Origin of the sequence: Vibrio chagasii, assembly GCF_024347355.1 — a bacterium.
Lineage (GTDB): Bacteria > Pseudomonadota > Gammaproteobacteria > Enterobacterales > Vibrionaceae > Vibrio > Vibrio chagasii.
Genome location: NZ_AP025466.1, coordinates 1275003 through 1298410, shown reverse-complemented (window position 1 = coordinate 1298410; position 23408 = coordinate 1275003). Strand labels below are relative to the sequence as shown.

Below are 23408 nucleotides of genomic sequence, written 5' to 3'. Positions count from 1 at the left end.
TTAAAAGGGATTTAATCAAGAATGATGAATAACAATCGATATTGGTTATTTCTATTTGCCTGTTTAATTATTGGCTTAGTGCAGGTCACAACCAAAAACGGAATCAGCCAGTGGAAACTTGAACAAGCGCAACGTTATGCTGAGCAGCGCTTCCTTGGCTACATCGCTGAAGCAAGGCGAACACTAAAACGTTTCTATTATCTGCCCTACCTAGTCACCAACGACGAAACCACGGTTCGCTTTATCGATGGTGAAGACCGCCTTGAAAAACGCATCAAAAAACAGCTCATTCAATTAGACAAAGCGGCGAATACCAAAGGCTGGTATTTACTCTCCGATACGGGCGATTTACTGGTTTCTAGTGTTGAGAGGAGCAAGCTGAGTAAAAAGAACGCCAACACGATTGTGTCTAAGATCCACCAGCAAGGTGGGGCAATTTCGGTGGTGACCAAAAACAAAGGCGTTACCCCAGACTACTTTATTGCCGCGCCCGTTTATCGAGCTTCTGATGTAGTAGGCATTGTTGCGGTGCAGATTGATTTGTCGCTGCTGACCGATCAATGGTTCGCCGATGGCGAAGCGGTACTGTTCCAAAACCCTCGAGAACAATTTTTTCTCTCAAGTGACCACAAACTCAGTGCAGATTGGTTTAACGACACCTTCAGTTCTCAGCCTACTGCCACCAAACGCGAGTTGTACGATCAAACCCACATTCGCGTGTGGCGACTGCAAGGTAAAGACTATCTGATTCAGTCGATCAAGTTAGACGACCTCAACTGGCGTTTAACCTACCTCACCCCATTAACTAGCCTCAACCAAACTACGAATTGGATAAGTTGGAGCGTGGCGGTGGGCTGCCTTTTCATCATGCTATTGCTGGTTATTCGCTACCAAAGACGCCAGAAAAAACTCAGCAACCTACGAATCCAAAAGCTGATTGAAGAGTCTGAAAAACGGTTGTCTGGAATGATCAACAAGACACACGTTGGACTTGTGCTGATCGATAAACACGGTCACATCCACGACATTAACTTGATGGCGAAAAACTACTTCTGCCTATCCGACTCCATGATCAGCAATATCAAAGCATGGCAACTTTTTGAGGCCGGGAACCCGAACTCGACCACTTTGCAGTTGCTGAAGAACTTAGATCAATACCAAGAACTGGCCGAGATCACCAGTGTTGAAACTATGGCAAGACGCAGTGACGGCAGCAACTTCCCGGTGTTGTTCTCCATTAGCCCCTTTCCTTGGCATGCTACTACCTATTACCTGTGTACTGTTATTGATATCAGTAAACGTAAGAAAGCGGAAATCGCGGTACAGAAAGCCAATAAAACACTTCAATTGAGAGTAGAAGAGCGAACGCAAGACCTAAAAGACGCACAGCAAGAGTTGGTAGAATCAAGCAAACTTGCCGCATTGGGGCGTATGTCGAGCGCGATTACTCATGAACTCAATCAACCGCTTACTGGCCTAAAAACCTTGCTTTCAAGTAATCAATTACTGATGGAGAGAGGCGAGACTAAGATGTTGAAAGCTAACATGGACCTGGTGATGAGCCTGATCGACAGGATGGCCAACATGACGAGTCAGCTGAAGTCCTTCGCCTTTCAAAGATTGGAAAAGCCTTATCCGGTTTCACTAACAGACGCACTTCAAGAAACCCTGCGCATACACCAAGCCGCGTTAGAACGTGTCGACATTCGAGTACGTGTCGCCTCTAATATTTCAATGGTGATGGGAGAAGAAGCACGACTTAGACAAGTACTCGGTAATCTCTTAAGCAATGCTATCGATGCCACGCAAAATCAGTCAACAGCGACCATTGTTATCAGTGCTCATACCGAACAAGAGCGTGTGATCATCAAGGTGCAAGATAACGGTTGTGGCGTATCCGAAGACCAACTAGAAACCATTTTCGAACCCTTCCACACCAACAAAAAAATGGGCGAAGGGCTCGGACTCGGGCTCGCCATCACCGCCAACAATGTACGCGATATGCAAGGCTATTTGATTGCCAAGAACAACCCAGAACAAGGAATGACGTTCACGCTAACGCTAAAAAATATCGACGATAAACATGAGCAATAACAACATTTACAGGCATGCGCCATCGGAAATCAATATAAAAAATGTATAGTTATAAATTTAAAAAAATTATAAAAACCAATAACCTATTACTATATTTCTCAAGAATATAAAATGTTGACCACTAAGATAAAAATAAATTTACAAATAAAATCATCGTAATTGAAAAATATTTCATTGTAATTACGAAATTAAATACCATAAGATTTCTAAAAGCGGTAATCTAGCGTCATGTATAACTCATCCTTTATCCATTCATCCTCTTGTGTGCTTCCACTTAGCACTCGATATCCTAATTCTGTAGACCAAGATTCGCTGAAAAAGTAATTAACACCAGCCTGCCCCCCGAATAAATAAAAACTATTATTATCAGGAGTGTCAATGTCTTGATGTTTATAACCAGCACTTATACCAATAAATGTATTAAACTTACCACTTGAACCTAAACCATACATATAGTCATACGAGCCAAGGTATTTAGTCAACTTACTCTCACTTGAGTAGGTAACTGTTCCAAGAAATCGGTGAGTATCATTATTAATGATGCCGGATCTAAGCATGTAAGTCTCTTTACTTGAACCACCTAGTATATGGTTATTGTCAGCACTCAACCCAGCACCTACAACATAATCAGAGCTCTTAGCATGTGTTAAGAATGGCAAAATTAACAAAGCAAAAAATTTCTTTCTCATAAATATAAAACACTGTTCAATTAAATTACCGCAATGTTAGTACCTGAAATTTTTAAATCAAATAAAACTTGTTACAATTTGTGTAATCGTTATGGTTTATATTACCAATTGATAGTAGTTTAAAATAAACTCAATATAATAACAGCGAGAAAAATCCCCATGAGAGTGTTACTCATTTCGTCATTAATTTTTATGAGTGGATGCACTGCAATTCCCAAGTCGAGCTCAATGGCATGTATTCCAATTTTTACTACCGTTTATTGTGCAAACTCTTGAACAATATTTTTTGTAACGAAAGGACAATATCTCCAATACAAACATATCAAATTAAAATTAGAGCACTATTCACGCTAACAAAAATATATCCCCTTATTTATAAGCTTTTACTATGTAACGATTTAGCTTACAAAGCCATACAGTAATACGTATAAGACTGCGGAATAATGCTCACCAACGGTCAAAGGCCGATAACAAAAATACTTGATACTGCATGACATAAAAGAGTGAGTAAGAACAATGAACAAATTCGCGAAATCAGCATTGGCACTGGGCTTAATCAGCGCGGTTTCTTTTCCTGCCCTAGCAGCAGGAACTGACGGCGGTGCGTACATCGGTGGCGGCCTTGGTGTGTATCAAGATTCTGATACAGACGGTCAAGGTAACCTAGATTCAGATGGTATGGGTTACAACCTATATGGTGGCTACCAGTTCAACCGTATCGTTGGTGTTGAACTTGGCTACAATGATTACGCAAACTACAAACAGGGCACAGCAAAAGTATCTCCAACGTCTGTTTCCGTATCTGCAAACCTAGGTTACACGTTCGACAACACGATTCGCCCATTCGTGTTGGCTGGTCTTAGCTCTGTTGACCTACACGCAAACAAGAGCGCTGGTTACAATGATGACAGCGGTACAGGCTTCCACTTTGGCCTTGGTGTTGAATACACGCCAATCGAAAACCTAACACTACGCCTAATCTCACAAGCTGATGCCGTGAGCGTAGAAAACTACTACGGTCCATTCAAAACCGAAGATAAGACACTGGCATTCAGCAGTGTTAGCCTAGGTGGTTCTTACAACTTCTAATGTAGCGAACCTACTTAGAACACCCTAACGTAAATAATTCACTTTGCAATCAAAACGGCAAAGTGAATTTTATCATTCCACAGCGCGTAAATATTGCCATTTATGATTCATAGGCACTGGTTAGAAGATATTTAAAAACTTATCACCATACATAAACCTAATTAGAGGTGGCGTTGTTGATCAAATCAGCTTGAAGGTCAACGACGCCATATGTGACTCACCGTTAGCTTCGAACAGGCATGCCTAGTCCTATGACTTTGTTTATAGCTTTGACATTCGCCATGATTTCACCCACTTGAGCGTTGTAACACCTCAAGCTCAATTTACCGCTGGTTAGTCCTTTATATCGAGACATTGCGGTCTCAGATATTGAGCGATAGTGATAACCAGACTCGGATTTCCACTCCGCTATTGTTCCGTTTTTCAGAGCCTCTACAGCTTCATTTCTGGGATGCCCATCTTCCCAAAACGCTGCATTCTTTCGAGGTGGTATCAACGGAGTACAACCTTTATTCTTCAGAGTATTGTGGCAACTTTTTGTGTCATATGCTCCATCGGCAGATACAGCATCGATCTTTCTACGTAAAGGGTTGAGTAACGTTGGCAGCACTTCGCTATCACCAACATTTACCAGGCTGACCTCGGCACTAATGGCTTCATGGGTATCTACATCAACGGCTAAGTGCAGCTTGCGCCATGTTCTACGTTTTTCGGCACCGTACTTCTTCACCTTCCACTCCCCCTCGCCAAAGACTTTGAGACCAGTCGAGTCAATGGCTATATGACGAATAGCCCCTTTAGATTTATTACGGTATTTCACCTGGACTGTCTTCGAGCGTTTACTGATACAGGTGTAGTCTGGGGACGTCAGTGGAACATCCAATAACTCAAAGATAGAGTCGATAAAACCTTGAAGAGCACGCAAGGGTAATGAGAATACTCCTTTAATCATCAAGGCAGTTTCAATCGCTGTATCAGAGTACTGAAAGCCTCTACCACGCTTACCATGATGGGTTTTGCATCGCCATGCATCTACGGCTGTATCATCTATCCAGAACGTAACCGAGCCCCGTTTGCACAAAGCCTTATTGTACTCCGCCCAGTTAGTTATCTTCTTTTTCGCCTTACCCATGTTGTCACCGCTCTAACCATCATAAAGGATCAGATCGCAGGACTCGAAAAAGGTTCAACTGATTTAGGCAACAACGCCATTAGAGGTTGAAATTAGAATGAGCTATTGGTTACAGTCTCCTAAACCCTCAGCTGTTGCTCAATACATTGATTGTTATTGGCTAATCGAGAAAACGCCCGACGCTCAAACTCATCAATTTCCGATACTCCCCCCTTCCCCTTCAGCACATTTGATTCTGTCACCCAGCGACCAAGCGTATCACTACACAATAAATCAACAAGTCCAACAAGGAGTTGGCAGCCACCTATTATTGCCCCATCATAAGGCGATAGAACTGGATCACTCGAAGCCGTTTATTCACTTGGGCATCAAGTTCCACGTCGGCGCTTTATACTCGCTCACAATCCCTGATTACCCCCATCAAAGCTTAGATCGCGCTAACACCATCGACCTTGCAGTTCTACTCAACAATTCTGATGCCGATGTAACATCACTGATTAAGCTTGCTCAAAGCGACTTTGAAGCTTGTTGCCAGCAGTTGGATGACTTACTGCTACCTTGGTTATCCGCCGCTAGAACCGATAGACATAGCGAGCTCACTCGTAAAGTACTGAGTGTGATAGGTTCGACGCCCATAGCTGAACTTGGTGACACGCTATTTTGTTCTCAAAGAACACTCGAACGAAGCTTTAACAAAGTGACAGGCCTAACGTTAAAGCAATGCCAATCCATGAACAAACTCGAAGCAATGCTCGAATATCTTTATAAGAAAGAGTTGAATGACATAGATTGGCTAGACGTCGCTTTTCAATTTGGATTTAGCGACCAACCACACCTGATTCGTTACTTAAAAAAGACCATTGGCTTCACACCAAATACCTATGTCAAAGAAGGTGGATTAACCATAGATGTATATGGCGGTGTCAGGTCAGAGTAACGGGCTGCCCACACACTAGATCTCTGTCTATCGTGTCCCATTCGTAGCAAGTTTTGTTGAGTTTAGGATTGCGACTCCATATACTGAAAACACCATCAGACGGAGGGCAATAATGAATAATAAAAACAAACACATAGTTTTAATTCATGGTCTGTATATGCCTGCGTTGATCATGCAATATCTAGATAGAAATTTTAAGAAACGTGGCTTTACTACCCATAAGTTTGCCTACAACTCACTGCGATTCCCATCCGCAGCAAAACGCCTAAATCGCTTCGTAAAGTCACGCTTTGATGAGCACGATAAGGTCTATTTCTTTGGTCACTCACTCGGTGGCTTACTGATTCGTCATTACTTCAAATTCTACCAACCACACTTCACTGACACCTGCATCATTACAGCGGGCACACCACACAATGGTGCGACTATCGCGAAAACCCTGTCGAATCATGGATTAGGTTTTATATTCGGTTCGAGCAAGATGATCTTAAGTGATGGCTTAGGCGACTACGATATTGATGTGCCGATTGGCGTGATTACTGGCACCTACGACGCAGGTGTAGGACGCATTGTGTTGGGCAGAAACCTAGGAGATGGCACAGTGACGCTTGAAGACGCTAACCTGCGAGGCGCAACAGACACCTGCGCACTCAAGCTCAATCACACCGCGCTGGTGTACTCTAAGGAAGTAGTCACGCTCTCTACTCAATTTATCGAACACAGAGCTTTCAAGAGGGCTCCCTAGCCCTTCTCCCGCGCCTGTTTCACGAAGTTCGTTAAATACAAAAATACCACTCTATTACAAGAGTGGTATGCAAAGGCTTAGAGCTCAATATGCATCGTTCGCTACAGACGCTTCACTCGTGTTGGTAGGAACACTTCACCAAGCATACAACGTACTGAACCGCCACCAATGTCTTCAATGGTTTTTACGTCGAATGGTAGCAACTTTCCATGAGTCGATAGCTGGGCAAGTTGAGCTGGAGAGAACGCATCGTAAGCCGATTGAGACATCGCGATCACTTTGTCGCCATTCACAGTTTCAAGCTGCAGAATATTGCCACAGAAACGGTTCATCTGATCGATTGAGATCGAGATAACCTGCTTGTCCTTCGCGAGTGACTTGACTACAAAACGGCGCTCAAACTCTGGAATCACTTCATCACAGATTACACAGAAGTTATCACCAATCGCCATCATTACATTGGTATGATAGATCGGCTGGCCAGATGGCAATGCCGTTTGGAACGAGACCACGCGTGAATAACCAATACGCTTAGCGTAATCCTCTAACACTTCACGGTCACAACGTTGAGAAAGCGCGGCATAGATGGTCTTGTTGATGTGATCAATCACCATCACACCCGTGCTCTCAAGATAAGAACCTTGCGCGATATAAGACTCTAGCGAATCAGTGTGGTTAACAACGCGACCTGACGCCTCTAATGCTTCAATAAGCGCATTTGGTTTCACTTCATTCTGACGGTTTTCACAGGCCATTGGGAAGGTGAATAAGCTGCCATCGCTACAGGTGCTGAACCAATTGTTTGGGAACACCGCATCTGGCGTTTCCACACCAAGCTCTGGATAATCAAACTCTACAACTTGCACACCCTCTTTACGTAATGAAGCCACCATCGTCTTGAATTCAGACATAGTTTCTAACTTCACCTCAGCTTCAGTGAGGTTAACTCTGTTTTGAAACTCGTTATCACGTGCAGTTTCTTCGTTAAATCGAAACTCTTTTGGCGGCACCATAACAACGCAATTGGCGTTTTGAACATTGGTAATGTGAAGTGATTTTTTGTGTAGGTTTAACATTTCAACCGTCTCTATCTTTTATTTACCTAAGAATTGTAAACAAGTTGTTACGGCAAGATTCACTGAAAAGAATAATGATTTGAATATTTATCCAAAACATTTACTGCCAAACCCAGTTTAAACCATAATTTTTACTGCAAGATAACGGCACACCAGAAAGAACCAACAGTTTGCATATCAATTAGAGAATTTGCTGAATAAATATCCGAGCGCTCTTTTCTGTGTTACCGCTAGTTTAGGTTACAATTTAATCCATTTAGCGTTAGGATTATCACCGTTGCATAACAATCAATTACGTTTGAAATAAGCTTAACTCTCCCTATCTGATCCAATCTAAAATAAGCGTCATACACAATACGTTTTGGACCTTTCGCGATAACTAAAACACGGTGTTAAACCAAGCTCTAGAGCCAAGCATTTAAGCCAGAGTGAAAACCAAACTCCATCGAATGATTTAATGCTTATAAGAGCGTATGGGCGCTCATAAAATTTCAAACTAAGACTGTGAAAATTTTAAATTGAGACTATCAAAACAAAGCTGCACGACGATGCCGCTGCATATAGAGACACGAGTTTATAAAGGGAAATCTATGTACAAAAAGTTTGAAGGCTTTACTGAAGCCTTTCCAAAGGGAGAGCCGATACAACCTCCTGCTGGAATACTGGCATTTTGCCGCCACTACACGCGAGGCTTTGAAAAGCCACTCATCTTGCTCGGTATCATGAGCATGACGATTGCGATCATCGAAGTGGCGTTATTTGGTTACATGGGACAATTGGTTGACTGGCTATCAACAAGTAACCCGGAAACCTTCTTAGCTGACAACAAGTCCACTCTTGTGGGCCTTGGAGTGCTGCTGTTGGTCGTAATGCCAATCTTAATCAGTGTCTACTCACTGTTGCTTCATCAAACCTTACTTGGCAACTATCCGATGTCGATTCGCTGGTTGGCGCACCGCTACCTTTTAAAGCAAAGCTTATCCTTCTACCAAGATGACTTTGCCGGACGTGTCGCCACCAAAGTAATGCAAACATCGCTCGCGGTGCGTGAAACCGTGACCAAAATGGTTGATGTGTTTGTCTACGTAACGGTTTACTTCACCGCGATGCTGTTCATGCTGGCCGAGTCGGATTGGCGCTTGATGGCTCCAATGTTGATCTGGTTGTTCGTCTACATCGGTATTCAGCTTTACTTCGTCCCGAAACTTAAAGATGTGTCATCGGAACAGGCGGATGCTCGTTCACTCATGACAGGTCGAATTGTTGATAGCTATACCAACATCGCGACAGTAAAACTGTTTTCACACAGCAAACGTGAAACGGAATACGCTGAAGAAGGCATGGAAGGTTTCCTAGATACCGTGTATCGCCAAATGCGCCTTGTTACTGGCTTCAACATCTGTGTTGAATTCGCTAACTACTTACTGGTATTCAGTATCGCAGGTATCTCTATCTACCTATGGCTCGATAGCGCAATCACTGTGGGTGCCATTGCGATTGCGGTGAGTTTGGCTCTACGTATTAACGGCATGTCGAAATGGATCATGTGGGAGATCGGTGGCCTGTTTGAAAACCTAGGTACCGTGATTGATGGCATTAAGACCATGTCGAAGCCTATCGCTATCGAAGACAAGAAAGACGCGCAGCCACTTAAGGTTCCACAAGGCGGCATCAACTTTGAAAACGTGAGCTTCAACTACGGTGAAAACAAAGGCGTTATCAATAAGCTAAACCTGAACATCAAACCAGGTGAAAAGGTAGGTCTAGTTGGACGTTCTGGCGCAGGTAAATCGACGTTGGTTAACTTGTTACTGCGTTTTCATGATGTCGAAAGCGGTCGTATCCTGATTGATGATCAAGAGATCTCAAGCGTTACTCAAGACTCACTGCGCAGCAATATTGGTATGGTGACACAAGACACTTCACTGCTTCACCGTTCGATCAAAGACAACATTCTTTACGGTCGTCCGGAAGCGACGGATGAAGAGGTGTATGCCGCAACCAAGCAAGCGCACGCGAATGAGTTTATTGAAACCCTAACCGACCCGTTTGGTAACATTGGTTACGATGCTCAAGTGGGCGAGCGTGGTGTTAAGCTTTCTGGTGGTCAACGCCAACGTGTAGCAATTTCACGTGTACTTCTGAAAAATGCACCACTGTTGGTTCTTGATGAAGCGACTTCAGCTCTAGATTCAGAGGTAGAGGCTGCTATCCAAGAGAGCTTAATTGAGTTAATGGAAGGTAAGACGGTTATCGCAATTGCGCACCGCCTATCCACCATCGCAGCAATGGATCGCCTGATCGTTTTAGATGAAGGTAATATCGTTGAAGAAGGCACGCACCAAGATCTGATTAACCAAAATGGTATCTATGCGCAGTTGTGGAATCACCAGACTGGTGGCTTTATCGGTTCCGAGAATTAGGCTTTAAAACATTAATTAGAATAGAACATTAAATGGCGACAATATAACGAAGAATATAAGTACATCGCTTCTAAAAAAACCAGAGCTCATGCTCTGGTTTTCACGATTAGCGTTCAGCTAGCTTGTTTTTGCATTAGGGTATGTATCTTAAAAATCTTACTCAATAATCTTTTATTTTTTGTTTATGTAGAGAAAGAGATAAGCCCCACTGTAACATATCAGGCATTTTATGAGTGAGTAATTTTACTTACGCTTTAATCCACACTGAGTACGGCAGAGTTACACAAATCGTCGCTTTCAAACTGAGTAACATCACCTGCTACTAAATTTGGAATAGGAAACAAACGCACAGTTAATGGTTTATTCAACCTATAGGCCATTGTCCCTGTATCGCGCATTAACGCTGAAATTTTATCTATTGATGTGTTACCTGGAATCGGTACTGTGTCTAAACCGATACCACAGACGGCACTATTAGTAAGTAAGGTCAGAATATCAAAATCACTAGTCATGGTTCTCTCAGCAAGCCCTGTATCCTCTGTCAATGCGAGCATTAAGCCTGAAAATCCAACTAGATTAACGTGAGTCATTGACTTAAATACGCGAGTTAACAATGAAGAGACCTCAACTGTACCAGCGGCCCCAAAGTTTTTAACGCCTAATTCTTTATATACTTCCACCATACTTGCGCAACTTTTAGACGGTGCAGCAGAACTATCAAAACCTGCAAAATTGAAGCTATCTGTTGTCGTTGAATCTAAAATAAGTTGGTTAATTTCCTCGATATGATAATGCAAAGCAGTTTTCATTGTGTCAAAATATATTTTGAATGCTTCGTTATGGTTTTTAATATTATAATTTTCATTTATATCTTTTAATACTTGCACTAAAAGATCTGGTGTTTCCAAACCAATCACAAAGCTATCCTCAAGCTCTGAACGGTGGTAGCTTGCAGGAAAATATGGGATAAATGGTTTACAGTTAAAATTAACTGTAAAATTAAAGTTACCTTCACCATGGCTAGTTAATACACTAATTCTTTTTACGGTTGTTGCTGCTAAGTCAATCATCTCATTATCAAGAATACCAAACTCATCAGGTGATACATTAACGCAAGCATTACACAAATCTCCGAAGTCACGTATTAATTCAGGAAGAAGGCTAAGCTCATGTTTAGTTTTAACTTCACCGATAGCAAATCTAATACGTAATCCGCTTTTATTATGGCTATTAATCAATTTACTTAGTAGAGTTAAATCAGCTTTAGCACTTTCTATATTTAAAGTATTTAAGTATTCACCAAACGGATTGGTGACAATACGAATAGATTGAACTATATAGCCCTGACTAATAAATTTTTCAGATAAATTATTAAAAAAATCAGCAGCTTTTTGTATTTGACTTCTCCAAGTTTTTTTATCATTTGTTAATGACAAAAAAGTAGTAATAGTTCTTATTTTACACAGTTCTTTGTTTTTGAATTCCATACACAACAACCTTAATTGACTAGCGGTTTCATTTATTTTTTCATTAATCAAAGCTAATAGTAGTCATTCAGCGGCTGTTAAGTAAGATACAATTTCTGATCATTTTTAGTGTACAGAATGGCTTTGCTGCGTAATTCGCACGTAAAACTGAACGCCCTAAACTGAGGAGTCATTAGACAGCGGACTGAGTTTTTGGCATGACTTACTCGATGCCTTAAACACAGTATAAGTATCGCCAACCTAGCGTAGTGATTTTTTAGTCTTAGCTCCGATCTAATAGCTGTTTTACTCAGCAAATATCTGTCTCTGATAAAGAACGTTTATGATATGGACAAAGAATAGAAAGTGGCTGTATTGGGGGCTTGTTGTAGACATCTCAATTAACTGTTATTCATCACTGAACGAAGTTTTATGGCAAAGTCGCTTGGTGATCACATAGGAGCACTTGGATTTGAGACTCACTTTTGAACACAAATTTGCTCGTGGCTTTGCTAAATTGGTTATTATGAATAAAGGTATGTAAAGTCGTTTAACTTAGTGTCCAGTATTGGTCGTGCTGTTCATATTGCACTGGCCCCAGAAATTTCTAATGAGTTCACGCACTCAATGATCAAAGCCATCAATAACATGATGATGGACATGTTGGCTGCAATTTCTCGAAAGGATTATGAAGACAGACGCCGACGCCAAAAACAAGGTATCGAGAAGGCTAAGAAAGAGGGAAGTATCAAGGAAGAAAGCCAGATTTAGAGCTGCATGAAAAAATCTACAAGCTTAGAGTGGGTAACCAGATGAGCATTAATGAGACAGCCAAAATGATAGGCGTCTCAGCGAGAACAGTTGTACGTGTCGTTAAGAAGATGAATGCTCAGCGTGAAGGTGAGTAGGTATGCATTGCTTGTCACTAAACAGTATGTATTGTAATTCGTCAGCGGTGGTATCTATCAAATTTTGCATGCAAAATTTGGAGGGGAGGGTTAGTAAAATTAGTTACAAATTCCCTTAGTTGCCATTATGTTTTCTTAACTGTGCGGATGTGGTGTTGTCGATCACTTGCTGCTGATAGCCAGCCTCGCCTAGTCCTAGATTTCTATTTTGCTCTATATGTGCTGCTTCGTTTACGTGATTAGCATTGTTAGATTTGCCGTTTGGTTTCCCAAATAAATAGTAATAAAGGCTAACTACCCAACCGCCCATAACCTCATCAGTTTCCCTAACTGCGTGTACTGCTTTTTTGAATGCTTTCATACGAAATCTGTTCCCCTAGTTAGTAATTCTGTGCTTCTCTAGCCTGTTGCCAATAATCTAAATTGATTTGGCCTTTAGCCCTCATTTTAAGCTCAAGAGCTTTTATCTGCTTTTTCTCACCCATACATGGGTGAATGTAAACGCGTCCATCTTGCAATAGGAGCTTTAACAAATACACATCCACCGACTTTTCATTACCATGCTCGTCATAGCCACCAAAAGCAGGTCTTAAAAGCATGGTAAGCAAAGCGTTGTCTAGATTAATCAGCTCTGCCATAGACATACCTTCTTTCTAAATTAAGCAACAAAGCCTGTATTCACTTAACTTGGTGTCCAAAACTGCTGGGGCGGATCATGGCACTGACATCCTTATGGTTGGAGCTTAGTAATATTTTCGAACACCAAGAGGGCTTGTCCGACATATCAACTCTCGAGGCTGTGTTCACCGTCTTAGCTCTCGTTCTTTTACGGCGGTATATCTTCTACACACGTCAAACTAGTGAGCGTTGGTGGAATATTCTATCCATGCCTTTAATCTGGTATGGCAGATTTGTACTATTCGTCTGGTTGGCCGCCAGTGTTGTCGCTTTCTCTGATTTGCTAGATGGGACAGAATATCTAAACTGGGCAATGCTTCATGGTGAGAACTATAGCCAGCTGTTTGCGTTTGCTTGTATCCTTTTAAGCCTATACATAGCAGTGCCCAGTAAGAAGAAAAGGACAAAGGTTATTTATTCTCAAGCTCTAAATGGAGATGACAGTAGCGACAAGCTCAATGCTACTTCGCAGGAGCAATCCCCAAAAACCACATCGGATATCTAGAATGCTACGTAAAAATACCTTTATCATTGCTATTGGTCTTTTGCTAGTACCAGCAAGTACTTCAGCTAAATATCTCTCATTGACAGATAGTTGTAATGAGTTAATTAACATATACGCGTCCAAAAATGAAAAGCACCTGTTGGCTGCCCAAACTACTTCGTTATCCGAAAGCTTAAGGGCAGGTTACTGTTTGGGTGTGATAGAGCAGTACGCAAAAAGTGGGTATTACTGTCGATCTGATTGGTTTAAGCGAGCGGAATTTATTGCGAAATACGCTCTTGAGGAAAATCCGCCATCTGAAAAGAAGCTGTTAAGGTTGTCTTGTGAAATATGATGGATTGTCACCTCCTGACGCAATAAGAGCGTTGTTTTCTGTAGAACTGTCTGAGCACAAATCATTTAAAGATCTTGTTTACCCGCTTGTACGAAGTAAAGGTTTTCTTATCGTCAACAAAGAACAGATGGGGGTTGGTTCAGAGAAAAACCATTTGCTCATAGCGCGCGAAAGCCTAAATAAGTTTCACAATGCAGTGTTGCTGCAAGGTTTTTTTGCCGATAGCAAACGTGTTAAGGCTATCTTTACCGATAGTGGTAAGCGGATGGAAGCCGCCGAATTTTTAAACGTTACTCTAGCTGGTCGACAATCCATTATTGGCGTAGGTATCCAATCTGAAGCGCTGGAGCAGTTTATTAACACAATGAAATCGAATGTTTCGTTGTCGGAAAATCGAGCCTGTAATTTAAATTGTGTATCTGCTTATAATTAAGCCAGTCATGGCTAAGGATAAGCAATATGGATAAGAAAGCTTTAGAAGCCTTCGCTCGCGAAGCCGCTAAGTCAATTAAGACTCCTTCAGATCTTGATGACTTCAGGAAAATGTTAACCAAGGTGACGGTTGAGACAGCTTTAAATGCTGAACTTGATGATCACCTTGGCTACGAAAAACACTCACCGACCAACGATAGTAACAGTCGAAATGGCTACTCATCTAAACGCCTAATTACTGACGATGGTGAGATCCAACTAGAAATCCCTCGTGACAGTGACGCGTCCTTTGAACCCAAGCTCGTTCGTAAGCATCAAACTCGATTCCAATCGATGGACGACAAGATCTTAAGCTTGTATGCCAAAGGAATGACTACCCGAGAAATCGTCGCAACCTTCAAAGAAATGTACAATGCTGATATCTCCGCCAGTCTAATATCTAAAGTCACTGATGCTGTTTTAGAACAAGTTGTTGAGTGGCAAGCCCGCCCTCTTGATTCGGTTTATCCCGTCGTTTACCTAGACTGCATTGTTGTGAAGGTGCGCCAAAATAAGCAAGTCATCAACAAAGCCATTTACCTTGCTCTCGGTGTCAATATGGAAGGTCAGAAAGAACTTCTTGGGATGTGGATGTCCGAAACTGAAGGGGCGAAGTTCTGGCTCAGTGTACTTACCGAACTTCAAAATCGTGGTGTAAATGATATCCTCATCGCTTGTGTTGATGGCCTCAAGGGCTTTCCTGATGCCATCAATGCCGTTTATCCAAAAACTCAAATCCAGCTCTGTATCGTACACATGGTACGAAACTCAATGAAATACGTTCCGTGGAAAGATTACAAGACTATTACCGCAGACTTAAAGGAAATCTATCAAGCTACGACTGAAGATGAAGCTCTGTTGGCGCTAGAGCACTTTGGTGATAAATGGGATGAAAAGTACCCTCAAATCAGCCGCTCGTGGACGGCTCATTGGGATAACCTCAACACTCTGTTCAGCTATCCTCAAGATATCCGCAGAGCTATCTACACGACCAATGCGATAGAATCACTAAATAGCGTCATCAGGAAAGCGACCAAGAAACGTAAGCTGTTCCCGACAGATGAATCCGCCAAAAAGGTGGTGTACCTGGCGATTATGGATGCTTCCAAGAGGTGGACAATGCCAATTCATCACTGGAAGCAAGCGCTAAACCGTTTTATGATTATGTTCGAAGATCGATTAACTGAATACTTGTAACCAAGAGCAGTTACACAGAATTATTTACAGGGTCTCAGGTGACGATTCCTGAATCACTCCACTCACAAGCCACATGGTCAAACTACCAGAAGCAAGATAACTCAGCTTACCTTTCTGCCATAGATGGTTTTGTGCGTATTACTTACAAAGGAATTTCAGAAACCGGTAGCGAGGCTTATGTTTTTGGCGAAGCGACGAAACAGTTCATTCTGAATAACATGCTAACACCATAGCCACTGTATTTTAGTATTTACCTTCTATTCAGTAATCGATGAGTAATATAAACAAGCCAATATCTTATTGGCTTGTTCTTTTTTGCAAACCATACTTTGCTCTCGACACAAAAACTCAATCACAGGATTTGGAGCAAATACCTCTACAAATGCTTACCGCTACCATCTTCCCACATCACTTCACACTCTTCTTTAATGGCTGCTTTTAATAGTTCTACCAACGGAAATGCTCGGCTGCCAATGTTTACTGGCGCTTCAATAACTTCATCTTCATTGTCGTCATCCGTATCGTTTTGCTCTACAGCTTGATTTTGCTCCGCAGCGATTGCAATGCGCAGGTTATTCAATGCTTGGGGAACCTCTGAAGCATCAATCGCTCCCGGGATAGTGCCACTATGTCCGAGCATTTTAATAAACTGGAGGCCTACTTCACCAAACATCGTGACACTTGCGTGCGCTTTACAACTGAACGTGATTAACATAATTGATCCCTTAATAATCAGTAGTAGAAGAACTATGTGGAGTAAATCATTGGAAAGCAAGCACATATCGTCCACTTGCTTTTGGCGAGCCGCACCATTAGTGATATCCATCACCATTTAGAATGCGTTAATCAACCTTTCATATGAAATCTTGATAATAGTCACATTAAATGGTCAGCTAAGGCTCTGCGTAGCCCACTATTTAATCTAGTATTAATACCATTATCAAAATTAGTGGCACAAATCACATGAGCAGGCTTGTAGGAAGGCACCTTGAAGAGATGGCGGATATCCGCTCTACACGAAAACAAAAAATCGTCTACTCCTTTTCACTGACTGCTGCCGCGCTCTTTATCTTTTACACATGGGCTTACTTTCAGGGGCAACACTACACGCTGTCCATGTTTGAACTGTGCTTCGCTTTTATCGCTATCGCCAACGCGATATATGTAAGAAAAGTCTACAACCCTGAGTACTCAGAGTTAATTCTCAGCTGTGTACTGCTTGTGCAAGGCGTCATCCTATTTTTATACAGCTATGCCATTCCCGACCGCATACTTTGGCTCTATCCAATTTTGGCAGCCGTTATTTTCATCAACGACTTCAGAATTGGTGTCATCCTAAGCACCTCTTTTTGTCTATTCATAAGTACGCTGATCACTGCATTACCTAGCAATTTTTCTCTACCTTTTAACAGCACACATCGCTTTATTCTTAGCTTGTTTACCATGAGCTTGGTGTGCCATACCTCGGCTTACTACTACACCAAAGCAGTAAGTTATATACAGCGCTTGTATAAAGAAGGGATCGAAGACTTAGCTTACCGAGACCAACTCACAGGGCTAGCAAATCGATGGAGCTTTGAACGTTGGGCTATTGAAAAACTCACAACCGTTGATAGTGAGCGATCACTTACTGCATTGGTTTTTTTAGATATCGATGATTTTAAAGGCATCAATGACAGCTATGGACACGATGTTGGCGACAGTGTGCTGCAGCACTTTGCGAATCGCTTGAGCAACAATATTCGAACTCGAGATCGAAAAAGTCACGAATACGACTATTCGATTGCGCGTTTTGCAGGCGATGAGTTTGTATTAATGCTCTACGATATCCCGACCCGAAAAGACCTCGACGGAATTCTAGACCGAATCTGTGGTTTATTCGAAAGCGGCTGCCAAACAAATGAAAGAATAAAAGAACTAACGCTCAGTGTTGGTGTGTCTTTGTATCCACAAGACGCACAAGACTTACATGAGTTAACGAGATGTGCGGATAAAGCCATGTATGTTGCCAAGCATTCAGGCAAGAACCGATACGCTTATTATCACGACAACCCTGTTTCTACCCTAATAGAAGAGTGTCCGATGGACAGCATCCATTCAGAAGCCGACTCCACTGAACGTGAAGAGGATATACAAACTAAAGTAGAAGGGAACAATGTAACGTTACTAAAAACTCGCTAGCGTTAGCCAGCCATATACATGGCCCATAAGCTGACAAGGCCAATAACAATAATCCAAACCACTTGTCGAACTCGGCTTCGGTTTTCCCATTTAGATCTGGTGACGGTTTTAAGCGCGGATTCCTTTGCTGAATGCACGAAAGGCGCTTCAACTTCGCGCTTTTTGATACGACGTTTCACCGCGTTATTCGCAACCTCAGTAAAACGTTGACCTTGCTCTGTCGTAAAGTCATTTTCAAAGCCCATTCGACCGTGCCTTTCGCCATGTTTTTGTTGTACTGCCATAGCGGCCTCCTTGGCGGTCTACCCTATATTGAGTATAGACTTAATTTCATATTGTTACCTGTTCAAAATTTTCGAATAAGTCACTCAACGCAGCACCATCTTCTTTATAAATTAAATTCCATACACTAACCCTATTCAAGCTTATGAGGGTTTCAATATGTCGAATGTAAGAACCGTAGAACATGTAATCTCAGCCCACGCCACGTCCGATGGCCATGGGGTTAAAATCCAAAGAGTTGCTGGTTTTAATAACAAACGCTTCTCTCCATTTTTGATGATTGATGAGCTCAAATCAGATGAGAGCAAAGACTATGTTGGCGGCTTCCCTCCCCATCCTCACCGTGGGATAGAGACACTCACCTATATGCTGCAAGGTCACTTTCAACATAAGGACCACATGGGCAATGTTGGAGAGCTTCGTAGTGGTGGGGCTCAATGGATGGCTGCAGGTCGTGGCGTTATTCACAGTGAAATGCCGATGATGGAGGAAGGTGCACTTCATGGTTTTCAGATTTGGATCAATCAACCTGCCAAAGACAAAATGAAGCCAGCGCAATACCATGACTTCCAAAGCGAGACTATTACTGAACACCAAAGTGAGCAGAGTGGTTTACTAAGAGTTATTGCCGGAGGATTTGAATTACTGAATCCTGCAGCTGACACTTTAAAAATACAAGGACCACTACAACAAACGGGCGTGCCACTGAGTGTTTCAGATTGGCGAGCGAGCATTGGGCAACAAATCTCGCTAAGCACTAACGCTAGTCACAATGCCATGATTTATGTGTACAAGGGCAGCCTTAAAATTGGTGACAAGATCATAAGCCAAGGTCAACTGGCGTTCCTAACAAGCGCTGAAGTACTGCCTTTAGAAAGCCAAGAGGATTCCGGTGCACTTATCTTTATCGGAGAGCCAATCGATGAACCGGTTGTACATTATGGTCCATTTGTCATGAACTCTATGGAAGAGATTGAACAAACCATTCAAGACTATAACAGCGGCGTGTTTGAAACTTATTAGTGTGTGGTTTGGACTTTCGAGGGATTGAGAAGATAACAACGAATTTGGTCGTCGATTTGATGACTGTAAAACAAGTGACACTATCCACTGCCGGTTATTATCACTTATTTAACCACGCTCTTAGAGCGTGGTTTTTTCTTATTGGAAAGAAGCTAACTCACTTCACCCTAAAGGTACTCACATAGGTAAGCCGTTGCTTCTTTTACTTGTAGGTCAAAAGATGAATCGCCTGCAACGTCAAAAGACTCACCAGATTGGTATGTAGTCCAGTCTTCATCACCAACACGTTTTACCGTTAGTGCGCCTTTTACAACCGTCATCTTTTCTGGAGCCGCCGTACCGAAGGTATATTCGCCAGCCGCCATCACACCAACACTCACATCAGCGCCAGATTGATTAAACGCTAACGATTTAACGCCACCTTCAAAGTATGTGTTTTCTTTAATCATTGTACTTCCTTGTTATCTTAAAATTGCAGTTATTGGGCTCAACGAATAAGCCTACCTGTAGACTTAGGTGATAATTGTTTTAACCAATTCGCGACTTTCCTACAAGAAATAAATACGCATAACTTAAGATTTACTGACAGCAACTTGCATTGATGACATAAATATTGGTGGTAATACTCAAAGAAACATCAAAGCAAGTCTATTTATCGTAACATTGGATCTTGCTTCTAACTCTTCTAACGATCTTTGCAAACAAAGATTTTAATTTATAGACTCAAAGACGGTACAAGCAAAAAAATGAAGAGATAATGGCAAAAAAGCCCACTAAAAGCAGAGATCTATTTGCCAACTCACTACTCTACGGCTTTCTATTAGCTGGTTTTATGATTGCCGTCACCGCTGGTTATTTTGCTTATCAAGCCCACCAAAAGTCTGTCAGCCCAAGTAACGTTCACGGTAATTGGATTGAGATTGGTGCTCCGCCATACAATACCGACATCCTGACCCTTTCTGAAAAAGGGGTAATGATCAATCATCGCCTTATCACCACCTCGTTTGAGTTTGACGGTAAAATCGTCACGATAAATACAGGTTCAGGTCCAAGGGTTTACACCATCAGTGGCACCTACGACTCACCTCGCCTAAAGCGACTGGAGCCAAGCACACCCGCCCAGCAATTTATCAAAGAAGGTTTTGAACATACTGCTACCGCTGAAAGTCACAGTGTCATGCAACAAAGACGCGCCTCATTGGCCGAGCAATTCAAAAGATAGCCTTCAGTAGCCCCAATTACTCCGTCAACACTCTTTAAGCTTCCCATCTACTCGCCACTAATTCGAGATCTTGCTTCAACGTCACGATATTTTCATGCAGCTAGTCGCATTTTTACATATCTTCATGTCGTACAATTTCACATATGAGATTTTCATGCTAGGTGACATTTCATTTTATAAAACATGGACTCGACCTCTCACTCACTAAGCAACAAATTTGTAACAAGATACAATTTTTTAGTTGTCCATCGAAAACAGATTTATTTTCAGTTATGAAATTAAAACTCTCTCGAATACTGACTGGGAAGCTCCTTCAAAAGTGATCGGAGCAACTTATGAGGCCATTTGGTTCTCGTAACCTTCAAGGAATGAGAGAAATAGTATGATTCGTTTTAATACCTGTGCTGCGAGCATTGCTCTAGCGCTATCTGGTACAGCATTAGCTGCTCCAACAGCACCTAGCATCGACATGTACGGTTCCAACAACCTACAGTTTTCTAAAATTGAACTCGCGATGGAAACCACTTCTGGCTACAACCAGATGGTTAAGTATCAAGACAAAGCAAAGGTCGACGTTAAGTTTAACCAGTGGAGCGGAACGTCAGGAAACACGTACAACATCTACTTTGATGGCGTTAAAGTTGCGACCGGTCCAATCACTGGCAGCCAAACTACAGCTTCATTCGAATACGGTCAGGGTGGCTTGTTTGATATGGAGATCGAAGCGTGTGACGAAACGGGTTGTAGCAAGAGTGCACCCGCTAAGATCACTATCGCCGATACGGATGGTGCACACTTAGCACCACTAGCAATGAACATTGATCCAAACAACAAGTCATACAATACAGACCCAAACACAGTAGTGGGTACTTACTTTGTTGAATGGGGTATCTATGGCCGTGATTACACCGTCGACAACCTACCCGCTGATAACTTGACCCATATCCTTTATGGCTTCATCCCAATTTGTGGTCCTAACGAATCAGTGAAATCGGTTGGCGGTAACAGCTACAACGCACTCATGACGGCATGTCAGGGCGTCAACGATTACGAAGTGGTAATTCATGACCCATGGGCAGCTTTCCAGAAAAGTTTCCCTCAAGCAGGTCACGAATACAGCTCACCAATCAAGGGCAACTATGCAATGATGATGGCGCTCAAGCAGCGTAATCCTGATCTGAAAATCATCCCTTCAATTGGCGGTTGGACCCTGTCAGACCCATTCTTCGATTTCACCACCAAAGCCAACCGTGACACCTTCGTAGCATCGGTCAAGAAGTTCCTAAATACATGGAAATTCTATGACGGCGTAGATATCGATTGGGAATTCCCAGGCGGCGGCGGTGCTGCGCCAGAACTTGGTGACCCAGTAAATGATGGCCCTGCTTATATCGCACTGATGGCAGAACTGCGCGCAATGCTTGATGAGTTAGAAGCAGAAAATGGTCGTACTTACGAACTCACATCAGCGATCGGTGTTGGTCACGACAAAATTGAGGATGTGGATTACGGTGATGCGATCCAGTACATGGACTACATCTTTGCGATGACTTACGACTTCTATGGCGGTTGGAACAACGTGTTAGGTCACCAGACAGCATTAAATTGCGGTAACTTCATGCGTCCTGGTCAGTGTGATGGCTCTGGCATTGATGAAAATGGCAAACCATACACAGGCCCTGCTTACACCACTGACAACGGTATCCAATTATTGCTTCAGCAAGGTGTTCCAGCTAACAAGCTTGTCGTAGGTACAGCAATGTACGGTCGTGGTTGGGAAGGCGTACTACCATCAACACTCTCTGACCCAAGCGACCCTATGACAGGTGTCGGTAATGGCAAACTGAAAGGCAGCACTGCACAAGGTGTATGGGAAGATGGCGTTATCGACTACAAAGGCATTAAAGCGAACATGCTTGGCGCCAACAACCAAGGCATTAATGGCTTCGAATATGGCTACGACGAAATGGCAGAAGCGCCATACGTTTGGAACCGTACTTCAGGTCAGTTGATCACGTTTGATGACGACCGCTCGGTTAAAGCAAAAGGTGCGTACGTGCGTAGCCTTGGTCTTGCGGGTCTGTTCTCTTGGGAAATTGATGCGGATAACGGCGATATCCTGAATGCAATGCACGAGGGTTTAGCAGGTGGCACTACAGAACCTGTGAACAAGAAACCAACCGCATCAGCAGGTGCAGACCAATCTGTTGAAGGCCCTGCTTCTGTTTCTCTAGATGGCAGCGCTTCAAAAGACAGTGATGGCACAATTGCTAGTTACGCTTGGTCTCAAGTGGGCGGTATAGCAGTAACACTGGCTAACGCGAATGCCGTGGTTGCAAGCTTCGATGTTGTTGAAGTCGTTCAGCAAGAAACACTGACCTTCAGCCTAACGGTAACGGACAACGAAGGCGCAACGTCAACGGACACGGTTGTTGTAACGGTCAATCCAAAAGATACAGGTCCAGTTAACACAGCACCAGTTGCAGTGGTTACGGCTCCGGCTGAAGTCAATGCGGGTGACGTTGTGGTCGTGGATGCATCTGCGTCTAGCGATGTCGATCAAGACACACTAACCTTCACATGGGACGTACCTGCAGGTATCGATGCAACAGTACAAGGCGCTTCAGTAAGCTTTGTTGCAGCAGAATACACGCAAGACACTATTCTGAACTTCTCTGTGACCGTGAGTGACGGTACAGATTCATCAGTCGCAGCTGCATCAGTGAAAGTACTTAAGAAAACCACAGACGGCGGTACATGTACTAACGCTTGGGATTCAAGTGCAGTCTACACTGGCGGCGACCAAGTGACTCAAGCTGGTAAGGTTTGGGAAGCGAAATGGTGGACCAAAGGTGATGACCCAGTTAACTCAGGTGAATGGGGTGTATGGAAAGAAGTTGGCCCAGCAAACTGTGCTAACTAAAAATAGGTTTTAGCTAAATACTCACTAAACACC

Annotated in this window: 22 protein-coding genes and 1 pseudogene; 14 read left to right on the top strand and 9 right to left on the bottom strand. The window is 42.7% G+C overall.

Translation table 11 applies throughout. From position 1 onward, the window contains the following. Positions 1-21 precede the first annotated feature (21 nt). Positions 22-2094, top strand: coding sequence for an ATP-binding protein (locus tag OCV52_RS21585; protein WP_137408464.1), 2073 nt, complete (start codon positions 22-24; stop codon positions 2092-2094). A 206-nt stretch (positions 2095-2300) separates the two neighbouring features. Here OCV52_RS21585 and OCV52_RS21580 read toward each other — a convergent pair whose 3' ends face one another. Continuing rightward, on the bottom strand, positions 2301-2783 hold the full coding sequence (locus tag OCV52_RS21580) for a hypothetical protein (protein ID WP_137408465.1): 483 nt from the start codon (positions 2781-2783) through the stop codon (positions 2301-2303). Between the two features lie 516 nt (positions 2784-3299). Between OCV52_RS21580 and OCV52_RS21575 the strand changes: the two genes are divergently transcribed. Further along, positions 3300-3872: a porin family protein gene (locus OCV52_RS21575; RefSeq protein ID WP_004736887.1), complete on the top strand. Its 573-nt coding sequence runs from the start codon at positions 3300-3302 to the stop codon at positions 3870-3872. Positions 3873-4095: 223 nt separating this feature from the next. Here the strand turns inward: OCV52_RS21575 and OCV52_RS21570 are convergent, their stop codons facing one another. Further along, positions 4096-5004, bottom strand: coding sequence for an IS5 family transposase (locus OCV52_RS21570; protein ID WP_150897877.1), 909 nt, complete (start codon positions 5002-5004; stop codon positions 4096-4098). A gap of 97 nt (positions 5005-5101) precedes the next feature. Here OCV52_RS21570 and OCV52_RS21565 point away from each other — a divergent pair, with 97 nt between their 5' ends. Beyond that, positions 5102-5941 (top strand): helix-turn-helix domain-containing protein, encoded by an 840-nt coding sequence (locus OCV52_RS21565; protein WP_137409125.1) that lies wholly within the window; start codon positions 5102-5104, stop codon positions 5939-5941. A 112-nt stretch (positions 5942-6053) separates the two neighbouring features. Continuing rightward, positions 6054-6686 (top strand): esterase/lipase family protein, encoded by a 633-nt coding sequence (locus tag OCV52_RS21560; protein WP_137409124.1) that lies wholly within the window; start codon positions 6054-6056, stop codon positions 6684-6686. Positions 6687-6787: 101 nt separating this feature from the next. Here OCV52_RS21560 and OCV52_RS21555 read toward each other — a convergent pair whose 3' ends face one another. Beyond that, entirely contained in the window at positions 6788-7762 is a 975-nt protein-coding gene (locus tag OCV52_RS21555) for an arginine deiminase-related protein (RefSeq protein ID WP_137409123.1), read from the bottom strand. 590 nt (positions 7763-8352) lie between these two features. On the opposite strand from OCV52_RS21555, the gene OCV52_RS21550 reads away from it, so the two are divergent. Beyond that, a complete protein-coding gene (locus OCV52_RS21550) occupies positions 8353-10185 on the top strand; it encodes an ABC transporter ATP-binding protein (protein ID WP_137409122.1) in 1833 nt (610 codons plus the stop codon). 254 nt (positions 10186-10439) lie between these two features. On the opposite strand, the gene OCV52_RS21545 is transcribed toward OCV52_RS21550, so the two are convergent. Beyond that, on the bottom strand, positions 10440-11672 hold the full coding sequence (locus OCV52_RS21545; RefSeq protein WP_137409121.1) for a DUF711 family protein: 1233 nt from the start codon (positions 11670-11672) through the stop codon (positions 10440-10442). A 558-nt stretch (positions 11673-12230) separates the two neighbouring features. Between OCV52_RS21545 and OCV52_RS21540 the strand changes: the two are divergent. After that, positions 12231-12559 (top strand): annotated as a pseudogene (locus OCV52_RS21540) (recombinase family protein); the annotation flags it as partial. A gap of 115 nt (positions 12560-12674) precedes the next feature. Here OCV52_RS21540 and OCV52_RS21535 read toward each other — a convergent pair. Both OCV52_RS21535 and OCV52_RS21530 read right to left on the bottom strand, forming a co-directional pair. Beyond that, on the bottom strand, positions 12675-12920 hold the full coding sequence (locus OCV52_RS21535) for a hypothetical protein (protein ID WP_137409120.1): 246 nt from the start codon (positions 12918-12920) through the stop codon (positions 12675-12677). 19 nt (positions 12921-12939) lie between these two features. Beyond that, complete coding sequence (locus tag OCV52_RS21530; RefSeq protein WP_137409119.1) at positions 12940-13197, bottom strand: hypothetical protein; 258 nt, start codon at positions 13195-13197, stop codon at positions 12940-12942. Between the two features lie 77 nt (positions 13198-13274). On the opposite strand from OCV52_RS21530, the gene OCV52_RS21525 reads away from it, so the two are divergent. The 4 genes from OCV52_RS21525 to OCV52_RS21510 all read left to right on the top strand — a co-directional run bounded on the left by OCV52_RS21525 (position 13275) and on the right by OCV52_RS21510 (position 15977). Continuing rightward, positions 13275-13742, top strand: coding sequence for a hypothetical protein (locus OCV52_RS21525; protein WP_240700715.1), 468 nt, complete (start codon positions 13275-13277; stop codon positions 13740-13742). 323 nt (positions 13743-14065) lie between these two features. After that, entirely contained in the window at positions 14066-14509 is a 444-nt protein-coding gene (locus OCV52_RS21520) for a hypothetical protein (RefSeq protein ID WP_240700714.1), read from the top strand. Between the two features lie 26 nt (positions 14510-14535). Continuing rightward, a complete protein-coding gene (locus OCV52_RS21515) occupies positions 14536-15744 on the top strand; it encodes an IS256 family transposase (RefSeq protein ID WP_261900885.1) in 1209 nt (402 codons plus the stop codon). 38 nt (positions 15745-15782) lie between these two features. Continuing rightward, positions 15783-15977, top strand: a complete 195-nt coding sequence (locus OCV52_RS21510; RefSeq protein ID WP_240700706.1) for a hypothetical protein — start codon at positions 15783-15785, stop codon at positions 15975-15977. A 143-nt stretch (positions 15978-16120) separates the two neighbouring features. Here OCV52_RS21510 and OCV52_RS21505 read toward each other — a convergent pair whose 3' ends face one another. Then, positions 16121-16459 (bottom strand): DUF1840 domain-containing protein, encoded by a 339-nt coding sequence (locus OCV52_RS21505; RefSeq protein ID WP_137408958.1) that lies wholly within the window; start codon positions 16457-16459, stop codon positions 16121-16123. A 281-nt stretch (positions 16460-16740) separates the two neighbouring features. Between OCV52_RS21505 and OCV52_RS21500 the strand changes: the two genes are divergently transcribed. Beyond that, positions 16741-17925, top strand: coding sequence for a GGDEF domain-containing protein (locus tag OCV52_RS21500; protein ID WP_137408959.1), 1185 nt, complete (start codon positions 16741-16743; stop codon positions 17923-17925). A gap of 2 nt (positions 17926-17927) precedes the next feature. Here the strand turns inward: OCV52_RS21500 and OCV52_RS21495 are convergent, their stop codons facing one another. Next, complete coding sequence (locus OCV52_RS21495; protein WP_008216740.1) at positions 17928-18209, bottom strand: hypothetical protein; 282 nt, start codon at positions 18207-18209, stop codon at positions 17928-17930. A gap of 157 nt (positions 18210-18366) precedes the next feature. Between OCV52_RS21495 and OCV52_RS21490 the strand changes: the two genes are divergently transcribed. Continuing rightward, positions 18367-19230, top strand: a complete 864-nt coding sequence (locus OCV52_RS21490) for a pirin family protein (RefSeq protein WP_137408957.1) — start codon at positions 18367-18369, stop codon at positions 19228-19230. Between the two features lie 167 nt (positions 19231-19397). Here the strand turns inward: OCV52_RS21490 and ppnP are convergent, their stop codons facing one another. Beyond that, the gene (gene ppnP / locus OCV52_RS21485; protein WP_102424116.1) at positions 19398-19679 is read right to left on the bottom strand and encodes a pyrimidine/purine nucleoside phosphorylase; all 282 of its coding nucleotides are present in this window, start codon (positions 19677-19679) and stop codon (positions 19398-19400) included. Positions 19680-19987: 308 nt separating this feature from the next. Between ppnP and OCV52_RS21480 the strand changes: the two genes are divergently transcribed. After that, entirely contained in the window at positions 19988-20452 is a 465-nt protein-coding gene (locus OCV52_RS21480; protein ID WP_137408956.1) for a DUF2850 domain-containing protein, read from the top strand. Between the two features lie 382 nt (positions 20453-20834). Continuing rightward, positions 20835-23375, top strand: a complete 2541-nt coding sequence (locus OCV52_RS21475) for a glycosyl hydrolase family 18 protein (RefSeq protein ID WP_137408955.1) — start codon at positions 20835-20837, stop codon at positions 23373-23375. The last annotated feature ends 33 nt before the right edge of the window (positions 23376-23408 follow it).